The sequence below is a fragment of the Pseudomonas sp. FG43 genome (assembly GCF_057809175.1).
In genome coordinates, this window is record NZ_JBMDJL010000012.1 from 164,662 (window position 1) to 183,955 (window position 19,294).

Consider the following 19,294-nt stretch of genomic DNA (forward strand, 5'->3'; position numbering starts at 1 on the left):
ATTTCCCCAAGCCACTGATCCCTTGAAATAATGGCCAAATGGCTCGCAAACCTTTGATAAACAAGGCCCAGCGACCCTGCTGCCGTTTCGTACAAAGATGCTACAAAACATTTCACCCCACAGCGCTTCATCACGGTGCAAACCTGCACCAGCACAAGGCAGACAGGCGCGTTAAAACCACTCGCATTTTCCAGCACCCTTGGAGAAACAAGGCCTGTAGCAAGTTGGCACAACTCTCGCTTAACGATTGATGTGCAGGAGTCAACACAGCTTCGCGGCACCACAATTTGCAATAGCCGACTAGGGTTCCGGCTTGCCGACAGGCAAGTGGCTGGTCCGAGAGTTGGCGACCTCCAGTAGAGGTTACACGGCGGGATAAAAGCCCGGGAGACAGGACACCAGTGGTGTCGAGTTGCTCCTGGCCGCCCCTTTCACTACTGGAGGTTTATTCAGCATGCACAAGCCAAAGTCCCGCCTGTCCGGTCTGCTCGCAGCAGGCCTACTCGCTGCATTGAGCCTCTCGGCACAAGCCGCCCCCAAAGATCACTTCAACGTCTGCTGGACCATTTACGCGGGCTGGATGCCGTGGGAATACGCCGGCACTCAAGGCATCGTCGACAAATGGGCGAAGAAGTACGGCATCAAGATCGATGTCACCCAGCTCAACGATTACGTCGAATCGATCAATCAATACACCGCTGGTCAGTTCGACGGCTGCACCATGACCAACATGGATGCCCTGACCATTCCGGCAGCCGGTGGCGTTGAAAGCACGGCGCTGATCGTCAGTGACTTCTCAAACGGCAATGACGGCATCGTGATCAAGGGCGAAGGCAAGAAAGTCGCCGACCTCAAGGGGATGAACGTCAATCTGGTCGAGCTGTCGGTTTCCCATTACCTGCTGGCCCGTGCGCTGGACAGCGCAGACCTCACCGAAAAAGACCTCAAAGTGGTCAACACCTCGGACGCCGATATCTCGGCAGCCTTCAACACCGATGAAGTGAAAGCCGTCACCACCTGGAACCCGATGCTCTCGGACATCAAGGCCAAGCCTGGCGTCACCCAGGTCTTCGATTCGAGCAAGATCCCCGGCGAGATCATGGACATGATGGTGGTCAACACCCAGACCCTGAAAGACAACCCGGCCTTGGGCAAGGCCCTGACCGGCGCCTGGTTTGAAGTGGTTGCCCTGATGAACGCCAAGTCGGCTGCCAGCAAGGCGGCACTGGAGCACATGGCCAAGGCTTCGGGTACCGATCTGGCGGGCTTCCAGGCGCAACTCGACACCACTCGGCTGTTCGCTACGCCCAAGGAAGCTCTGGCTTTCGCAACCAGCACCCAACTGCCGGACACCATGCGCAAGGTCGCCAGTTTCTCCTTCGAGCATGGCTTGCTGGGCGAAGGTGCCAGAGACTCAAGCGCCGTGGGCATGTCGTTCGCCAATGGCGTGACTGAAGGCGACAAGGCCAACCTCAAGCTGCACTTCGACCCAAGCTACGTACAGATGGCCGTCGACAACAAGCTGTAAACCGCACCCAGCCCAAAGGTCATTGCCATGCGCTTGATAAATCGCCACCCGGATCGGGCCGGTCGCCTGATTCTGGTGATCCTGCCATTCGCCCTGTTGCTGTTCGCCTACTTCACGGGCTCGGCAACACGGCTGATGGAAAACCCCAACGACAAACTGCTGCCCAGCGCGGTGCAGATGGCCGATGCGGTCAATCGTATGGCCTTCACCGAGGACTCGCGCACCGGCAGTTATCTGCTTTGGCAGGACACCGGTTCCAGCCTGCAACGGCTGGCCATCGGGCTGGGAGTCAGCGCCTTGCTGGGCTTGTGCCTGGGAATTGCGTCGGGGATTCTGCCGCTTTTCGGTGCGCCGCTGTCGCCATTGCTGACAGTGATGTCGATGGTACCGCCGCTGGCGATCCTGCCGATTCTATTCATTGTTTTCGGACTGGGAGAGTTATCGAAAGTGATGCTGATTGTCATCGGTATCACGCCGATTCTGGCGCGGGATCTGGAACAGCGCGCACGGGAAATCCCCGTGGAATTGCTGATCAAAGCGCAAACCCTCGGCGCCTCGACCTGGACGCTGATCCTGCGAGTAATCCTGCCGCAACTGCTACCCCGCCTGTTGATTGCCTTGCGGCTGGTATTGGGCTCGGCCTGGCTGTTCCTGATCGCGGCCGAAGCCATCGCGTCCACTGACGGGCTGGGCTACCGGATTTTCCTGGTACGCCGCTATCTGGCGATGGATGTGATTCTGCCTTACGTGATCTGGATCACCCTGCTCGCCTGGCTGATGGACTGGGGCCTGAAAGCCCTGACCCGTCGTGCATTCCCCTGGTATGAAGGAGCACGAGGATGAGCTTTATCAGTGTGCGCAATGTCTGGCAGCAGTACGACGATCAGGTTGTGCTTGAAGGCTTGAACCTGGAAGTGGCCGAAGGTGAGTTCTGCACCCTCGTCGGTGCATCGGGCTGTGGCAAGTCCACGTTCCTGCGCCTGCTGCTGGGCCAGGAAATTCCCAGCCGGGGCGCTATCACGCTGGACGGCAAGGTGCTGGCCAACGAGCCAGACCCGAGTCGTGGCGTGGTGTTCCAGCGCTACTCGGTGTTCCCGCACCTGAGCGTGCTGGACAACGTGGCGCTGGGGCTGGAACTGCCGAATGCACCCTGGCTCGGTCGGCTGTTCGGTCAGGCCAGGCGCGATGCACGGGAACAGGCCGCCGTGCTGTTGCATAAAGTCGGGCTGGGACACGCGCTCGACAAATACCCGACCCAACTGTCCGGCGGCATGCAACAACGGCTGGCCATCGCCCAGGCACTGATCATGAAACCCCGGGTTCTGTTGCTGGACGAACCCTTTGGTGCGCTGGACCCCGGCATTCGCAAGGACATGCACAACCTGCTGCTGGAGCTGTGGCAGGAAACGAAGCTGACCGTGTTCATGGTCACCCACGACCTGTCCGAAGGCTTCAACCTCGGCACCCGCCTGATGGTGTTCGACAAGGTGCGCCAGGACCCGCACGCCCCTGGCGCCTATGGCGCACGCATCACTTACGACATCCCCTTGAACAGCGACCGCCGTGCTGCACGCGCGGCCCTCGACTCGCTGCAAACGGTTTGAAAGGAGCCCGACTCATGACTGACTCAACCACCCTGTTTCCCGTGTTCGCCGAAGAACTTCTGCCTGGCGGAGCCCATCGTTCATTCGTGCTCAAGCGCGGCGAGCTGCTGCGCCTGACAGACCTGAACGGCAATGCCAATGTCAGCCTGACGCTGCTCAATGCCCATGAAAAGACCGAACGCCTGAACCTGCCCGACAGCCTCAAGTGCCAACACACCGCCAAACTCACCAGCGGCCACTGCCTGTATTCGGACATGGGTCGCGTGCTGGCGGCGATCAGCGCCGACACCTGCGGCTGGAGCGACAGCATCGGCGGCGTGCTCAACGCGGCGGAAGTCGAAGAGAAATACGGCCTGGGTCGCTATCAGGAACTGCGCAATGGTTTCTTCCGCAACGGCGTCGACAACCTGCTGGTAGAACTGGGCAAATGGGGGTTGGGCCTGTCCGACCTGCTGATGACCCTGAACCTGTTCAGCCGGGTCAATGTGGACGAGGCCGGCAGCCTGCATTTCGTGCCGGACAACTCGAAAGCAGGCGACTACATCGAGCTGTATGCGCCGATGGATACGCTGGTGGTACTCACTGCCCTGCAACACCCTATGGACCCCAACCCCAAATACGCCCCGCAGCCTGTGAAGCTGAGCTGGATGAAAGCCGACGCCAGCGTGGCCGAACACTGCCGCACCTCACGCCCGGAAAACGAGCGTGGTTTTACCAATACCGACCGTCTGTTCGCCTGAGGAGGCCTTGTCATGCATTCGACCCAACACTGCTGCGACGCCACCATTGCGGCTGGCGAACCGTTCCTGGCCGAGATCAAGGCCGGACAGACCGTGCGCATTCTCGACCTGGAAGGCAATCAGGCCGTCGATACCCTGTTCTACAGCCTGGCCAACCCACGCGAGCGCTATGACGTACAACGCACCTTGCGTCGCCAGAACAGCGTGTACCTGACCACCGGCAGCGTGCTGTATTCCAACCTCGGCCAGCCGATGCTGACCATCGTCGACGATACCTGCGGACGTCATGACACCCTTGGCGGTGCCTGCGCCCAGGAAAGCAATACCGTGCGCTATGCCCTGGACAAACTCCACATGCACAGTTGCCGGGACAACTACCTGCGTGCCTGCGCCCATGACGGTCGCCTGGGCAAAGGCGACATCGGCCCGAACATCAATTTCTTCATGAATGTCCCGGTGACCGCCGAGGGTGGCCTGACTTTCGAGGACGGCATTTCCGCGCCCGGCAAGTACGTCGAGCTGCGCGCCGAGATGGATGTGATCGTGCTGATCTCCAACTGCCCGCAACTGAACAACCCCTGCAACGGCTACAACCCGACTCCGGCCCGGCTGCTGATTCGCGACTGAATCCAGAAAATCGAGCCCTCCACAACGGACGACCGTTGTGCGCAACGACCCATAGCGGGACGGCCCGCTTCCCATCACGAAACCGAGCGAATCTGGGTTTCCGGGGTTCATGCCATGTTCGACAAACTGCTGATCGCCAACCGCGGCGCCATTGCCTGCCGCATCCTGCGAACCCTGCGCACCTTGAAGGTCAAGGGTGTTGCAGTCTATTCCGAAGCCGATGCCGCCAGCCTGCACCTGATGCAGGCCGACGAAGCCTACAGCCTGGGTGAAGGCGGCGCGGCAGGTACTTATCTGGCGGTAGACAAGATTCTCGCCATTGCCCAAAGCAGTGGTGCCAAAGCGATTCATCCCGGCTACGGTTTTCTTTCGGAAAACGCGGCGTTCGCCCAGGCCTGCGAAGAAGCCGGCATCGCCTTCGTCGGCCCGACGCCAGAACAACTGCGTGTATTCGGCCTGAAGCACACGGCGCGAGCCTTGGCCAAACAGCATGGCGTGCCGATGCTCGAAGGCACCGAGCTGCTCGACAGCCTTGAGTCGGCACTCACGGCAGCACGTGGCATCGGCTACCCGGTAATGCTCAAAAGCACCGCAGGCGGTGGCGGGATCGGCATGCGCGTGTGCCGGAGCGCCGAAGAGCTGAGTGAATCCTTTGAAGCCGTGAAGCGCCTGGGCCAGAACAACTTCAGCGACGCGGGCGTGTTCATCGAAAAATACATCCAGCGTGCTCGCCACCTTGAAGTGCAGGTTTTCGGCGATGGCCAGGGCGAAGTGCTGGCCCTTGGCGTACGCGATTGCTCGGTGCAGCGCCGCAACCAGAAAGTCCTGGAAGAAACCCCGGCCCCCAACCTGCCGGACGGCATGGCTGACGAACTCTGCGCAGCAGCCATCAAGCTCGCTAAAGCGGTCAATTACCGCAGCGCCGGGACCGTGGAGTTTGTCTTCGACAGCGAGGATCAGCGTTTCTACTTTCTGGAAGTGAATACCCGACTGCAGGTCGAACACGGTGTCACCGAACAGGTGTGGGGTGTCGATCTGGTCGGCTGGATGGTGCAACTGGCGGCCGGTGATCTGCCGCCGCTCAGCGAGCTGCAAGCCACACTGAAACCCACCGGCCATGCCATTCAGGCGCGGTTGTATGCCGAAGATCCAGGGCGCGACTTCCAGCCCTGCCCCGGCCTGTTGACTGCCGTGAACTTTCCTCAGGCCGATGGCCAGAAGCTGCGCATCGATACCTGGGTTGAAGCCGGTTGCGAGATCCCGCCGTTTTTCGATCCGATGATCGCCAAGCTCATCAGTTGGGCACCGGATCGTCAGCAAGCCAGTGAGGCATTGGCCGAAGCCTTGAGCAACACGCGCCTGTATGCCGTGGAAACCAACCGCGATTATCTTCGCCAGATCATCGTCGATGCCCCCTTTGCCAGCGGCCAGCCGTGGACACGTTGCCTGGAAAACCTGATCTATCACGCCGACACCTTTGAAGTGCTCAGCGGCGGCACCCAGACCACCGTCCAGGACTATCCGGGTCGCCTCGGTTACTGGGCGGTCGGCGTACCGCCGTCAGGGCCGATGGACAGCCGCGCCTTGCGCCAGGGCAATCGCCTGCTGGGTAATGCCGAAGGTTGCGCGGCACTGGAAATCACCATGAGCGGCCCGCTGATTCGTTTCAATACCGATGCGGTAGTGGCTGTTACGGGCGCGCAGATCCCGTTCACTCTGGACGGTGAGCCGCAGCCCATGAACACGGCGCTGTTGCTGCCCGCCGGTTCGACGTTGGCGATGGGCACCATTGCGGGTGCCGGAGCACGCAGTTACCTGTGCGTTCGCGGTGGTCTGGATGTGCCGGACTATCTGGGCAGCAAAAGCACCTTCACCCTCGGCCAGTTCGGCGGCCATGGCGGACGGGCGTTACGCGCAGGAGATGTATTGCATATTGCGACGCTGGCAGACCGCAGCGCGGGGCAGCGTGTGCCGGATGAACAGATCACTCCCTTGGCAGATGTGCGTCAGATTCGTGTGATTTATGGGCCGCATGGCGCGCCGGAATATTTTACCGAGGGTTACATCGACACGTTCTTTGCCACCGACTGGGAAGTGCATTTCAACTCCAGCCGCACCGGCGTGCGCCTGATCGGGCCCAAGCCGGAATGGGTGCGCGCCGATGGTGGCGAAGCGGGTTTGCACCCGTCCAATATCCATGACAATCCCTACGCCATCGGCGCGGTGGATTTTACCGGCGACATGCCCGTCATCCTCGGTCCCGACGGCCCGAGCCTGGGCGGATTCGTCTGCCCGGTGACCATCATCGAAGCGGATCTGTGGCAGTTGGGGCAGCTCAAGGCCGGAGATAAAGTGCGTTTCAGCCCGGTCAGCCTGGAAATAGCCCGCGCGCTCCTCTGTAGGAGCGACTTCAGTCGCGAAGACGGTGGCTCATGCACAAATGATGCGTTGGATGTAACGGCCTCTTCGCGGATAAATCCGCTCCTACAGAATCCGGTTGTGCTGGATATAGGCCAGGACGACAAACGACTGGTCGCCCGGCTATCAGGCGACACCCATGTGTTGCTGGAAATCGGGGCTCCCGAACTGGATCTGGTGCTGCGATTCCGCGGGCACGCCTTGATGCAGGCGCTGGAAAGCAAGGCGCTGCAAGGGGTGATCGACCTGACGCCAGGCATTCGCTCCCTGCAAGTGCATTACCAGCCCGAACAACTGCCTCTCAAAACACTGCTGGATATCGTCGCCGGTGAATGGGATGCCGTCTGCGCCACCCAGGATCTGCAAGTCCCGTCGCGCATCGTGCATCTGCCCTTGTCCTGGGACGATCCGGCCTGTCAGTTGGCAATCGAGAAATACATGACCACAGTGCGCAAGGACGCGCCCTGGTGCCCGAGCAACCTGGAGTTCATCCGCCGCATCAACGACCTGCCCAATCTGGACGAAGTGCAACGAACGGTGTTCGACGCCAGCTATCTGGTCATGGGCCTCGGTGACGTCTATCTCGGCGCACCTGTCGCCACACCACTGGACCCGCGTCATCGTCTGGTCACCACCAAGTACAACCCGGCACGTACCTGGACCGCCGAAAACTCGGTGGGCATCGGCGGAGCCTACATGTGCGTGTACGGCATGGAAGGCCCCGGCGGCTATCAGTTCGTGGGCCGTACGTTGCAGATGTGGAACCGCTATCGCGAAGTCGCCGCCTTTGACGGCAAACCCTGGCTACTGCGCTTCTTCGACCAGATCCGCTTTTACCCGGTCAGCGCCGATGAACTGCTGCGCATCCGTCGAGACTTCCCGCTGGGCCGCTACCCGCTGGAAATCGAACACAGCACCCTGAACCTGGCCGAATACCAGGCCTTCCTGAGTCAGGAAGCCGAGGGAATCGCCGCCTTTCGCAGCCAGCAGCAGGCCGCTTTCCAGGCCGAACGCGAACGCTGGATCGCCAGCGGGCAAGCCAACTTCGAGAGCGAAGAAAGTGCGGCCCCGCTCACCGATGAGCCTGCACTCGAAGCGGGTCAGCAAGGGATCGACAGCCATATCGCCGGCAACCTCTGGCAAGTGCAGGTCCAGCCGGGTGAACGGGTTGCGGCAGGAGATGTGCTGGTGATTCTGGAGTCCATGAAAATGGAAATCCCGCTGCTGGCTCCCGTGAGCGGCGTCGTTCGCGATGTGCGGGTGCAACCTGGCTCGGCGGTGCGAGCCGGGCAACGTGTGGTCGTTCTGGAAACGGACTGAAACCTTGTGTCTTTAACTCTTTCGACGGAATTCGCCATGAACCACAACGTACTCCCAAGCGACCTGCAACTGGATACACTGCGTGCCGCGTACCAGTCCGGCAGCCTGACGCCCCGGCAACTGATCCTGGCCCTCCATGAAAAGGCCGCCGTACTGAATCCTGACTTTCACCTGTTCATCCACCTGCTCACCCCGGCAGAACTGGAGCCTTACCTCGCCGTACTGGAAAACCGCGATATCAAAGACCTGCCGCTGTACGGCATCCCGTTTTCGATCAAGGACAATATCGACCTTGCAGGCATTGCCACCACCGCAGCCTGCCCGTCCTATGCGTATGTGCCACAACGTTCGGCAACCATTGTCGAGCAACTGATCGCTCTGGGCGCAGTGCCCATGGGCAAGACCAATCTCGATCAATTCGCTACCGGCCTGAACGGCAGCCGTTCACCCTATGGCACATGCCCCAACAGCGTACTCAAGGACTATCCGTCCGGCGGGTCGAGTTCCGGTTCGTCATTGGCCGTGGCATTGGGAGTCAGCAGCTTCTCGCTGGGCACCGACACCGCAGGCTCGGGCCGGGTGCCCGCAGCGCTGAACAATCTGGTCGGCATGAAAGCCAGTAAAGGGCTGATCTCCACGGCTGGCGTAGTACCGGCCTGCCGTACGCTGGATTGCGTCACCACCTTCACTGCCACAGCAAGGGAAGCCAGCCAGTTGCTGGGGCTGGTGGCCAGGCTGGACCCTCGCGACGAATACAGCCGCAGCAACCCGCTGTGGAACGACGCTTCGGCCTTCGGCGCGCCCCGTGCTTTGCGTTTCGGCGTGCCACGTGCCGAAGACCTGGAGTTTTTCGGGTGTGCCGAAGGCCCGCAGTTGTTCGAGGCGGCGCTCGCTCATCTGAAAGCACTGGGCGGTGAAGCTGTCACCCTGGATCTTTCGCCCTTCCTGGAAGCGGCGCGTCTGCTGTATGAAGGCCCATGGGTCGCCGAACGCTACAGCGTGGCCGGGCAATTGATGCAGGAAGCTCCCGACGCCGTGCTGCCCGTTATCCGCGCTGTACTGGCCAAGGCGCCTGCGGTCACGGGTGTCGATACTTTCCGGGCGCAATATCGTTTGCAGGCGCTCAAGGCGATCTGCGACAAGGCGCTTGAAGACCTGGACTTCGTGGTCACGCCCAGCATCGGTCGCCCGGTCACCTCGGCAGAGCTCGAAGCAGAACCGGTGTTGCGCAACTCGGAGCTGGGTTACTACACCAACTTCGTCAACCTGCTGGATTACGCGGCGGTTGCGGTCCCCAGTGCCTTTATGAACAACGGCCTGCCCTGGGGCGTAACGCTGTTTGGTCGGGCCTTTACCGATCAGTACCTGCTGAGCATGGCCGACGCCTTGCAACGCCAGACCGCACTGCCACTGATCGGTGGCCACACTCCAGATCTGCCTCAACCCAAGTCCGCCGCCCGCAATGACATGAGCCGCCTTGTGGTATGTGGCGCCCACCTGGACGGCCTGGCACTGAACTGGCAACTCAAGCAGCGCGGCGCACGCTTGCTGGAAGTGACACAAAGCTCGCCCGACTATCAGTTGTATGCACTGGCAGGCGGCCCGCCGTTTCGTCCAGGCATGTTGCGTGTCGCGCAAGATGGCGTGGCGATAGAGGTGGAAGTCTGGGAGCTGCCGAGCCGTGAGCTGGGTTCATTCCTGACCGGCATTCCCGCACCGCTGGGGCTGGGCAAGGTGCAACTGGCCGATGGACGCTGGGAAAGCGGCTTTATCTGCGAGCCTTACGGCCTTGAAGGCGCGACCGATATCAGCCATCTGGGCGGCTGGCGTGCTTATCTGCAACAGCGCTGAACCCATAAATAGATAGGCAACTGCGCAGCCTTGGCAGTGACATAGTAAGCGGCCACTCACTTCGCTATGTCACTGTCATGGATGAACTCTGGAAATCCCTCTCTGCTGCTTCCAATCTGGAGCATCCCGATTTCATCATATTGCCGGGGCCTGATTCGGAACGAAAAGACAGCCTCAATGGCTCGGGGGCATTTTCCCTTGCGCCGCTGCATTACCCGACTGACGAAAAACCGCTGCCGGAGATCGCCTCGCCATCACCTTCGGCATTACCCGATACACAAGCCCTACAGCGACTGAAAAAGCTCAGAAAAAGCCCCGGTTTCAAACTGCTTGCCGACTCGATCCTGCTGTTGAAAACCCTGCAACTGGACATGGACTGCCCTCCTCCCCGACGGGCGTATATCGGCGAGCAACTGAAAGCCCTGCTGCTGCAGAAGGCTGGCAAGCAACTGGACCCTGACCACCTGCACATCACCTTCACGACCGAAAACCGGCCATCGGTCGATGAGCGTGGGCGCGAGCGTTACAGCGCCCGACTCTCCCTGACCGAACTGGCCTTGATATCTGGCGACACGAGCCGGCTGGCAGACCTGCTGAGCTGCACGATAACCGACACATTGCCGGCCCCGGATACGCCATCACTAAGCTCCAGGACACTGTTTGACCTCATCATCAATGCCCCGTGGGTCGATGACTACACCAGCAAGGTCAATGCCTTCTGGCACAAACATGAAACGACTTACCGCGCACTGGCCAGGCTTTCCTTTCTCGATGTGCTGGCACGAAAGTTCGCCCGGAAAAAGATCAGCCGCAACGGTTATTACCTGACGCTAGATGCACTGGGGCTCAAGCACTTTCCAGCCGACAGCCAGGCGCTGGAACAGACCGCACGAGGAAACAGCTCGGAGGTCCGCATGCTGTCTGTCAACGCTCAGCTCGTACCCGGCATCTTTCAGGTCAGGTCGCTGAACACCTCGCATTGCTTCATTCATGTCCTGGGTGATACGGCAACCATCACCGAGTACATCAGTGACGAGCCGCGCCAGATGACCCAACGATTGCTCGATGCCCTGAATACCTCAAGGCAGCATCGACTCTGGCTGAACAAATACATTGCCGATGAAAGCCTGGCACTCGTGGTCGAGTCGGTAGTGCTTCAGGGTGACGTGTTCAGCCACCTGACAGATGCTCAGAAAACATTCGCACTCGACCTGCTGGAAAGCGTGGATGGCGCCCACGATATCGACCTGCTCAAACCCATTGCACGTGGCCTGACCCTGGCAGGAGCGGTAGACCTCTGGCAGACAAAGGCCCCCATCCTCGGGCAAGTCCCCGCACCGCTGAAAATAGCGGCGCAGCTCATGGCTGAAGTCATCCTCACCCTGCATGGCGCAGAGCTAAACCCTGATCACGTCTTCATTGCCTATCGACGCGGGCACTCGGTCACGCCGCTGGGCAGCATTCTGCGACCTACCGTTCATGTACACGTACCCGACGAGAAACCCGTCAGCCTCAGTGAAGCCCTGATGAGCAATTATCGGGTGCAATACCCTGCCGGCTATATCGACCATGGCGGTCGGTCGGTGGTGTATCTGGACACGACCGGCAAAGGCGTCTGGTCAGCCGACAAGGAGCTTGCGGTTGCGGCCCTGGATATCGAAGAACGGATAAAAGCCATCGACTTTCTGCACCTGATGTCCCGCCGTCTCGATGAATTCTGGGAACAACAGGCGCAGAGGATCGAGCAGATATTTCAGGCCATGTTGATCAGTCAGGCCGTGATCTGCCTGAAACAGGGCAGCCTGCTGCGCAGCGGCTTCGACAGCATCGTGAAGTCATTGACGGACCCCGCTGCGCAATGGCTCACCCTGGGCTTTGAAGTGCAGAACTCATTTGTTGAAGGTGTCGAGCACCAGTATTGCGCTGGCCTGCTGGTGCTTGAGGAGCCCGACAAGCCGCAAAGGGTGCTTTATCAAGCCGGGCTGCCCAAGGCGCTCATTGAATTCAAGAACGATGAGGCCCTTCAGGAATACCTCAGGCAAGCCACCGGGGACGAGAAGTGGCGCACGGCCGTACTGAATTACGTACCGGGCCGCAATCAGGAGCGCTTGAACTATCTGTTCAGGTTATGGGGCGGAGTCCAGGCACCAGACCCGCCTGCTTCGATACTGCGCCCCTGGACAGACGCGATATACAACCCCGATGTGCGCAAGGCATTAAGCCATTCGCTGCATAGATATCTGCTGCCGGGCTCGCCGTTCGCTTTCATGCGCCAGACACTGAAACAGAACACCCTGGAAGAGACCCAACAACAGATCGTGACTTCGACCCAGCTTTCGCTGCGCTACTGGACACAGCGTCTGAGTCATCTGCAATGGGTGCTGGCCCCCATGTCTTTTCTGCTGACCCCTGCGTTCATTGCGGTACTGGCCATCGACATCGGCATCACGTCCCTGAACATCGTAGCGGCCAATCAGCCCGGCAGTGGTCGCGAGGAAAAGAAGCAGGCGATCCTGTCTGCACTGTCATTGGGGTTGTTCAGCCTGATGCCTTTCACGCCAAGGTTGCTGGGGGCGCTCAAGAAAGTCGTGACGCCTGCAAGAAACATCGTGCGCACACAACGCGCCACAGCCGTTCGACCCTTGAGCCCCGCGTCACTGTTTGGCCACTCAATGCAACCTCGGCAAACCCGTCTGGAGAAGTTCTTTCACACCGACAGCATGCTCAAGGTCTGGACCGTGCCGGGGCATCCACGCTATGGCAACCTGCCTATCCATGCCTGGAAATTGGGACGCAAGTTTCTGCTCTGGACATCCAGCAAAGGTCAGGCCCGCACCCTGGTGGTCAGCACCCATGGCCAGTATCTGCCCTGGAGTTCGACGGTCAAAATCCCCAACGGCACAGAAATACAAACCTATGCACCTCATGGTTATCTTCTTGCCGATCCAAAGCTGCATCGCGTCGTCAGTAAAAAAGTCGGCCCATTTGCCATATCGAATACGGCGGGCAATACCCTGGCGATACCGCCATCTTCACTGCCCTCTCTGGTAGTGACCGACAAACTCATGGCGGGCACCTCGGTTCACGGCAGATTGAAGAATTACACCTTGTCAAAGTTTCAGACTCTGGCCGATGAAAGCTATCAGGACATTGCCAATATTGTGCGCAATTCAAATATCTCGCCTTTCAAAGGGCACCTCCCGCCCGTCCCCATGGATATATTGACGGTGCGTAACCGTTTTGCAATGTCCGCACCCTCGCTGGAAGATCTGTTCAAGACATTATCGGCGCAGGGTATTCATTACGACCGTATTCTTTTGGTGCATTGTCGATGTTCCGCCATTGACGCCTTCCTGCGTCGAAGCCCGGTTTATCTGGCTCCGGCGCTTATCAATGCGCCCTGACTGAAAGTGGCCAGAGACTTGCTTTATATATCCGGTTATTAATGAATCGCCGATTCATTTAATATACGCACTCTCAAGGATATTCAAGAAAGCGGATCTTTCATGCCCCATCACTCTGCAATTACATCTCATCGTTCATTATTACTGACCTTAGTGTTTTTGCTCGGAAGCGGCTTTCTGACAACCTCACTGTTGAGCTATTACGTTTCACGAGAATCCATTCGCAACGCAATTATCAACACTGAGTTGCCATTGACCTCGGATACCGTCTATTCGGAAATCCAGAAAGACCTGGTCCGGCCCGTTCTCATTTCCTCGATGATGTCGCGCGATACTTTCATGCGCGACTGGATTGTCGATGGCGAACGCAACCCGGAACAAATGACCCGTTACCTCAAGGAAGTCATGGATCATTACGGAGCCTACACATCCTTTTTCATCTCCGATTCCACCCATATCTATTACCACGCCAAAGGCATTCTGAAAAAAATCAGCGCCCTTGAACCGCGAGACGCCTGGTATTACCGGGTGCGGGACATGGACGTGCCTTACGAAATCAGCTTCGACCCCGACATGGCCAACAAAGACAACCTGACCTTTTTCATCAACTACAAAGTATTCGACTACAACAACCGGTTTATCGGGGTAGCCGGAGTAGGTCTTACCGTCGATGCCGTCACCCAACTGATTGACCGCTACCAGCAACGCTATGAGCGCAACGTCTACCTCGTCGACACCTTCGGACGCATCGTCCTGACTGGAGCGGGCGGCGGGCCACAAGGCGCAGTGATCGGGCAAAAGCTGCAAGACCTGCCCAGCATGAGTGACCTGCAGGAAAAGCTGCCCAAACCTCACAGTGGCACCTTTGAATACAGCACCGAAGACGAAGGTCATTTTCTGAATGTGCGTTTCATCCCCGAACTGGACTGGTATCTGTTCGTCGACAAACAGGAAGAAAAAGCCCTGAGCGACATTCGCCAGTCGCTGTACCTGAACCTGTTCATCTGCCTGATCGTGACGCTGGTGATTGTCGGGCTCCTGCATCGCATCATCATCAGCTACCAGCAAAAACTTGAAACCCAGGCCGCGCTCGACAGCCTGACCGGCTTGCCCACTCGTCGAGGCTTCAACCTGCTGGCCGTCAATACGCTCAAGGATACGCAACGCGAAGCCACGCCCCTTACGGCGCTGCTGCTGGACCTGGATCACTTCAAGCGGCTCAATGACACTCATGGTCATCTGGCGGGCGATGAAGTGCTGGCCGGTTTTGCCAATGATCTGAAAAGCTGTCTACGCCAGTCAGACATCATTTGCCGCTGGGGCGGTGAAGAGTTCATCATCCTGCTCAAGGGCAGCGACACCAAAGGCGCCCAACGCATCGCCGAGAAAATCCGTGAACTGGCCGAACAGCACGTTTATATATTTTCCGGCCTGCCATTACAGGTCACCGTCAGCGTAGGGCTGGCCGAACTGCAAAGCGGTGATACCCTGCAAAGCCTGATCGCCCGTGCCGACAGCGCGCTCTATCGCGCCAAACTCAATGGCCGCAACCAAGTCTGTATCGAGAACCCTATCCCGGCATGAACACAACAGCGACACACACAGACCCCGGCCTGTGCCCGGTATGCGGCTTCAGCAACAGTTGCACACTGGCGGACCCACGCACGGTCGATCAAGCCTGCTGGTGCTTTTCGCAGACCATTGACCCGGCCGTGTTGCAAGCCCTGCCCGCCGGGATCCGCAACCTGGCCTGCCTGTGCCCGCGCTGCGCCGGCGTCGCAAACAGTGTGCAGGCCAAACCGGAGCGATAGGCGTACCATGCGCGCTCCTTGCCCATCGCCCTGTCACCCTCATGCGTCTTGACCGCTTTCTCAGCAACCTGCCCCGCTTCAACCGCCAGCATGTCCGCCTGGCACTGGCCAGTGGGCGAGTCAAAGTCGATGGCCTGGTGATTGGCGATCCACATCATGAAGTGCGCGAGTTCAGCCGAGTGGAATTCGACAGCGAATTACTGCAGGCCGGCAAGGCAGCCCGTTATTTCATGCTGCACAAACCGCGAGGCTATGTGAGTGCAACAGTCGATGCACAACACCCGACCGTACTCGACTTGCTGGATGAACCCGACAAACATGAACTGCACATCGCCGGTCGGCTGGATTTCAATACCACCGGCCTGATGCTGATCACCAACGACGGACAGTGGTCACGTCGCCTGACCCAACCTCAAACCAGACTTTCAAAAGTGTATTACGTCGAGACAGAGCAAGTTATCGACGAACGGTACATAGCAAAGTTTGCCGAGGGTTTTTACTTTGCCTACGAGAACATCACCACACAACCTGCCACTCTGACCCTGCTCGGACCTCGCCGTGCAAGGCTCAGTATCGTGGAAGGCCGTTACCATCAGGTAAAACGGATGTTCGGTCATTTCGACAATAAAGTATTGATTCTGCATCGAGAAAGCATGGGGCCTCTGGCCCTGAACCCCGAGCTAGAGCCTGGCAGCTATCAGGCACTGAGTAGCGCACAAATTCAGTCGATCTGAAAAAGTCACTACCATTCGGCGGAACGGCCAGATCAATTACGAACGGCACTTGCGGGTTCCCGGATCGCCTGCTTGAATCCAATCGTCAGTCCACATGTGACTGGCAAGTCAGCAACGCATTCTAAGAAACCTTTTGCCGTATCGAGCCCTCGGGTTCACGACAAATTGCCCGCCAATAACAATACCTGTCGAACAGATTGTTTGGATCGACATGGGCCTTCAAGGCTAATGCCTACCTGTCACCAAACCGTGCATTTTTTTATTTGCGCTAGCGCATACGCATATCTGTAAGTCAGGAGACATACATATGAGGCCAGAAATCGCCGTGCTTGATATACAAGGACAGTTTCGGGTTTACACGGAGTTCTACCGCGCAGATGCCGCGGAAAAAACCATAGTCATGGTTAACGGCTCGCTGGCCACCACCGCTTCCTTTGCCCAGACCGTTCGCAACCTGTATCCACAGTTCAATGTGGTGCTTTACGACCAACCCTATGCCGGGAAATCCAAGCCGCACAACCTGCATGAAAAACCCCTGACCCGGGAAATGGAAGGCCAGATACTGCTGGAGCTGATCGACCACTTCAACGCCGAACACATCATGTCGTTTTCATGGGGCGGAGCCGCGGCACTGGTTGCATTGTCACACCGGCCAAAACGCATCGAGAGTGCAGTCATCAGTTCGTTCTCGCCGATCCTCAACGAACACATGCGCGGCTACCTGAACCGTGGCCTGAAGCACCTGGGCGACCATAACCGCTATGAAATGGGCCACCTGATCAACGACACCATCGGCAAACATCTGCCATCGCTGTTCAAACGCTTCAACTATCGTCACGTCAGCAGCCTGGACCTGCATGAATACGACCAGATGCACTATCACATCAGCCAGGTACTGGAACTCGATCCGGACAACTACCTGACCGCTGCGAAGAACATCAACGTACCCATACTTTTCATGAACGGCGCCTGGGACGAATACACCGCAGCGGACGACGCGGTGCTCTTTGCTCAACACGTACAGAACTGCAGCTTCAGCACCATCGAAGCCGCCGGGCACTTTCTGGACATGGAACACAAAGCCGCTTGCCGCGACTCGAAAAAGGCACTGATGAGTTTTCTGCAACCAGTAGCAGAACCCGCTCGCCACGCCTACAACCAGGCTGCGCACCATGCATTCGCCTTCTGAGCCCGGCACTCGACAAAGCCGAGGGACCATTCGCCAACGCAGGGAAAGCAGCAACTGGCGGATGGTCTCCCTGGGCGCAGTACAGCCAGAAAGCGCGGCTGGATGAATTTAGCGCTTTAACTCGCCCCGAGCATCTGGTACAAAGTCAGCCGCTCAGAGCGGGTATAGTTTAGTGGCAAAACGAAAGCTTCCCAAGCTTTAGTTGAGGGTTCGATTCCCTCTACCCGCTCCAGTTTTCCCCCAGTTTTTCCGGGCTTTCTTGCCGACTTCCCTCCTCAGTTTCCGATCCTGAAAAATCCGTAGCGTACATCAGAAGAAAATGTATCTCCTTCAATGAAGTCTCGCGGATAAATCCGCTCCTACCTGCTGATGCCGATAAGTTCACTTTGAGGGAGGCAGCTTGCTGGCGACCTCGCTCCCGACCTTCGCCGTCAACCAGATCGATTTATTCCTGTTCACCGGATTACTGATGAAACCGTGGTCATGCAATCGACTCATAAGTTTTTCGTCGTACTTCATGATCGTTGCTCCACTCATATTCAAAAGTAATGTCGAGCTTGTGGGTATCTGCAGGCAGCCCCACAAAGCCCGACACAACTACTGAACCATGACCAGGCTTTGAAGTGAACACCCGACCTCAGCATGCTCCAGGCGGAATGCCGTTCTTGTTGAAGTCCTTCAGCCGCTCCCTTTCCTTCTCGGTCGAATGCGCGGGGGTGTCGTTCTCGGGTTTGTCCTGTTGCTTCTGCTTATCGTCACTCATGGTCTGACCTCCTTTGGCCATCAGTCCAGACAGGTTTTACGCTTGGTATTCAAAAGAGCCTGACAAGTGGATAACAGTTCCTGCCAATTGCCTCATTGCAGAGAAACCGCCGGGGTATCGCCTTTGAACTTTTCCGGGACGATGGGTTTCAGACACCTGAATTCATGGAGAAACCTTATGACCCAGACAGCATTGGTCGTCGGTGCCAGCGGCATCGTCGGTAGCGAAACCACTCGACTCCTGATTGAAAACGGCTGGCAGGTTGCGGCGCTTTCGCGCAATCCATCCCCCGCGAAAGGCGTGATCCCGGTCGCTGCTGATCTTCAGGACCCCGCATCGCTGCGCTCGGCGCTGGCAGACCTGAAACCTACCCATGTATTCATCACGACCTGGTCACGGCAAGCGACCGAAGCCGAGAACATTCGGGTCAACGCCGCCATGGTGCGCAATGTGCTGGACGCCGTTCGCCCGGCCGCAAGCGTAAAGCACGTGGCGCTGGTCACGGGCTTGAAGCATTACCTCGGCCCTTTCGAGGCCTATGGCAAAGGCAGCCTTCCGCAGACGCCGTTCCGTGAGGATCAGGGTCGCCTGGATGTAGAGAACTTCTACTACGCGCAGGAAGATGAAGTATTCGCCGCCGCCGAAAAGGACGGTTTCAGTTGGAGCGTGCATCGCCCGCATACGGTCACAGGCGTCGCCGTGGGCAACGCGATGAACATGGCGACAACCCTCGCCGTCTACGCCACCATCAGCAAACACACTGGACGCCCGTTTGTATTTCCCGGCTCACGGGTGCAATGGGACAGCCTCACCGACATGACCGATGCCCGGCAACTTGCCAGACAGCAGCTCTGGGCAGCGACTACACCAGAGGCCGCCAATCAGGCATTCAATATCACCAACGGCGATGTCTTTCGCTGGAAATGGATGTGGGGCCAGATCGCCAACTACTTCGGCCTGCAACCGGCCGACTTTCCATCGGCGCCCTCTCCACTCGAAACGCAGATGGCCAACGACCAGAGCGCCTGGAGTCAGATCGTTGCAGAGCATGATCTGCGCGAAGCCGACATCAGCCGCCTGATATCCCCATGGCACACCGATGCAGACCTTGGACGTCCCATCGAAGTAGTCACCGATATGTCGAAAAGCAGGGCATTGGGCTTCAGCGCCTATCAGGCCAGTGACCAGGCCTTTTTCGATGTATTCGACAGGTTGCGCGCTGAGCGTTTGATACCCTGACTGATAAGTTAAGGCGTACATATCACTAAGTGGGAGGGGCCTTGGCCGCGACTTCAATGCTGTCGC

The 19,294-nt window shown here is 58.4% G+C and carries 15 protein-coding genes, 1 tRNA gene and 1 riboswitch; of the genes, 14 read left to right on the top strand and 2 right to left on the bottom strand.

The features are described 5' to 3' along the window. Window positions 1-289: 289 nt before the first annotated feature. A riboswitch (guanidine-I (ykkC/yxkD leader) is annotated at window positions 290-392 on the top strand. Window positions 393-454: 62 nt separating this feature from the next. The 13 genes from ACODS3_RS16055 (at window position 455) to ACODS3_RS16115 (ending at window position 17,458) form a co-directional block, all read left to right on the top strand. After that, entirely contained in the window at window positions 455-1,528 is a 1,074-nt protein-coding gene (locus tag ACODS3_RS16055; RefSeq protein WP_201000192.1) for a putative urea ABC transporter substrate-binding protein, read from the top strand. Window positions 1,529-1,555: 27 nt separating this feature from the next. Continuing rightward, window positions 1,556-2,371 (top strand): ABC transporter permease, encoded by an 816-nt coding sequence (locus ACODS3_RS16060; protein WP_489035201.1) that lies wholly within the window; start codon window positions 1,556-1,558, stop codon window positions 2,369-2,371. Beyond that, entirely contained in the window at window positions 2,368-3,132 is a 765-nt protein-coding gene (locus ACODS3_RS16065; protein ID WP_489035203.1) for an ABC transporter ATP-binding protein, read from the top strand. The genes ACODS3_RS16060 and ACODS3_RS16065 overlap by 4 nt, the downstream gene beginning before the upstream one ends. 14 nt (window positions 3,133-3,146) lie before the next feature. Next, entirely contained in the window at window positions 3,147-3,872 is a 726-nt protein-coding gene (locus tag ACODS3_RS16070) for an urea amidolyase associated protein UAAP1 (RefSeq protein ID WP_489035205.1), read from the top strand. Between the two features lie 12 nt (window positions 3,873-3,884). Next, window positions 3,885-4,499, top strand: coding sequence for an urea amidolyase associated protein UAAP2 (locus tag ACODS3_RS16075; RefSeq protein WP_489035207.1), 615 nt, complete (start codon window positions 3,885-3,887; stop codon window positions 4,497-4,499). Between the two features lie 114 nt (window positions 4,500-4,613). Continuing rightward, window positions 4,614-8,237, top strand: a complete 3,624-nt coding sequence (gene uca / locus ACODS3_RS16080; RefSeq protein WP_489035209.1) for an urea carboxylase — start codon at window positions 4,614-4,616, stop codon at window positions 8,235-8,237. A gap of 36 nt (window positions 8,238-8,273) precedes the next feature. After that, window positions 8,274-10,088 (top strand): allophanate hydrolase, encoded by a 1,815-nt coding sequence (gene atzF, locus ACODS3_RS16085; protein WP_489035211.1) that lies wholly within the window; start codon window positions 8,274-8,276, stop codon window positions 10,086-10,088. Window positions 10,089-10,165: 77 nt separating this feature from the next. Continuing rightward, window positions 10,166-13,492 carry a dermonecrotic toxin domain-containing protein gene (locus tag ACODS3_RS16090; protein ID WP_489035213.1) on the top strand — a complete coding sequence of 1,109 codons (3,327 nt, stop codon included), beginning with the start codon at window positions 10,166-10,168 and terminating at the stop codon, window positions 13,490-13,492. A gap of 102 nt (window positions 13,493-13,594) precedes the next feature. Beyond that, entirely contained in the window at window positions 13,595-15,076 is a 1,482-nt protein-coding gene (locus ACODS3_RS16095; RefSeq protein ID WP_201017421.1) for a sensor domain-containing diguanylate cyclase, read from the top strand. Further along, on the top strand, window positions 15,073-15,303 hold the full coding sequence (locus tag ACODS3_RS16100) for a cysteine-rich CWC family protein (RefSeq protein ID WP_489035216.1): 231 nt from the start codon (window positions 15,073-15,075) through the stop codon (window positions 15,301-15,303). The genes ACODS3_RS16095 and ACODS3_RS16100 overlap by 4 nt, the downstream gene beginning before the upstream one ends. 41 nt (window positions 15,304-15,344) lie before the next feature. Next, window positions 15,345-16,037 (top strand): pseudouridine synthase, encoded by a 693-nt coding sequence (locus ACODS3_RS16105; RefSeq protein WP_489035218.1) that lies wholly within the window; start codon window positions 15,345-15,347, stop codon window positions 16,035-16,037. 307 nt (window positions 16,038-16,344) lie between these two features. Beyond that, window positions 16,345-17,226 carry an alpha/beta fold hydrolase gene (locus tag ACODS3_RS16110; RefSeq protein WP_489035219.1) on the top strand — a complete coding sequence of 294 codons (882 nt, stop codon included), beginning with the start codon at window positions 16,345-16,347 and terminating at the stop codon, window positions 17,224-17,226. Between the two features lie 158 nt (window positions 17,227-17,384). Continuing rightward, a tRNA-Gly gene (locus tag ACODS3_RS16115) sits at window positions 17,385-17,458 on the top strand. 149 nt (window positions 17,459-17,607) lie between these two features. On the opposite strand, the gene ACODS3_RS16120 is transcribed toward ACODS3_RS16115, so the two are convergent. Next, the gene (locus ACODS3_RS16120; protein ID WP_304574902.1) at window positions 17,608-17,745 is read right to left on the bottom strand and encodes a DUF6429 family protein; all 138 of its coding nucleotides are present in this window, start codon (window positions 17,743-17,745) and stop codon (window positions 17,608-17,610) included. Between the two features lie 118 nt (window positions 17,746-17,863). Next, window positions 17,864-17,989 (bottom strand): hypothetical protein, encoded by a 126-nt coding sequence (locus ACODS3_RS16125; RefSeq protein WP_268939515.1) that lies wholly within the window; start codon window positions 17,987-17,989, stop codon window positions 17,864-17,866. A gap of 177 nt (window positions 17,990-18,166) precedes the next feature. Here ACODS3_RS16125 and ACODS3_RS16130 point away from each other — a divergent pair, with 177 nt between their 5' ends. After that, window positions 18,167-19,228 (top strand): SDR family oxidoreductase, encoded by a 1,062-nt coding sequence (locus tag ACODS3_RS16130; protein WP_201017426.1) that lies wholly within the window; start codon window positions 18,167-18,169, stop codon window positions 19,226-19,228. Window positions 19,229-19,294 lie beyond the last annotated feature (66 nt).

What these genes read in the sequence shown, in the direction of transcription:
- ACODS3_RS16055 (WP_201000192.1), top strand. Translation starts at nt 455, where the DNA reads ATGCACAAGCCAAAGTCCCGCCTGTCCGGTCTGCTCGCAGCAGGCCTA.
- ACODS3_RS16060 (WP_489035201.1), top strand. Translation starts at nt 1,556, where the DNA reads ATGCGCTTGATAAATCGCCACCCGGATCGGGCCGGTCGCCTGATTCTG.
- ACODS3_RS16065 (WP_489035203.1), top strand. Translation starts at nt 2,368, where the DNA reads ATGAGCTTTATCAGTGTGCGCAATGTCTGGCAGCAGTACGACGATCAG.
- ACODS3_RS16070 (WP_489035205.1), top strand. Translation starts at nt 3,147, where the DNA reads ATGACTGACTCAACCACCCTGTTTCCCGTGTTCGCCGAAGAACTTCTG.
- ACODS3_RS16075 (WP_489035207.1), top strand. Translation starts at nt 3,885, where the DNA reads ATGCATTCGACCCAACACTGCTGCGACGCCACCATTGCGGCTGGCGAA.
- uca (WP_489035209.1), top strand. Translation starts at nt 4,614, where the DNA reads ATGTTCGACAAACTGCTGATCGCCAACCGCGGCGCCATTGCCTGCCGC.
- atzF (WP_489035211.1), top strand. Translation starts at nt 8,274, where the DNA reads ATGAACCACAACGTACTCCCAAGCGACCTGCAACTGGATACACTGCGT.
- ACODS3_RS16090 (WP_489035213.1), top strand. Translation starts at nt 10,166, where the DNA reads ATGGATGAACTCTGGAAATCCCTCTCTGCTGCTTCCAATCTGGAGCAT.
- ACODS3_RS16095 (WP_201017421.1), top strand. Translation starts at nt 13,595, where the DNA reads ATGCCCCATCACTCTGCAATTACATCTCATCGTTCATTATTACTGACC.
- ACODS3_RS16100 (WP_489035216.1), top strand. Translation starts at nt 15,073, where the DNA reads ATGAACACAACAGCGACACACACAGACCCCGGCCTGTGCCCGGTATGC.
- ACODS3_RS16105 (WP_489035218.1), top strand. Translation starts at nt 15,345, where the DNA reads ATGCGTCTTGACCGCTTTCTCAGCAACCTGCCCCGCTTCAACCGCCAG.
- ACODS3_RS16110 (WP_489035219.1), top strand. Translation starts at nt 16,345, where the DNA reads ATGAGGCCAGAAATCGCCGTGCTTGATATACAAGGACAGTTTCGGGTT.
- ACODS3_RS16120 (WP_304574902.1), bottom strand. Translation starts at nt 17,745, where the DNA reads ATGAAGTACGACGAAAAACTTATGAGTCGATTGCATGACCACGGTTTC.
- ACODS3_RS16125 (WP_268939515.1), bottom strand. Translation starts at nt 17,989, where the DNA reads ATGAGTGACGATAAGCAGAAGCAACAGGACAAACCCGAGAACGACACC.
- ACODS3_RS16130 (WP_201017426.1), top strand. Translation starts at nt 18,167, where the DNA reads ATGACCCAGACAGCATTGGTCGTCGGTGCCAGCGGCATCGTCGGTAGC.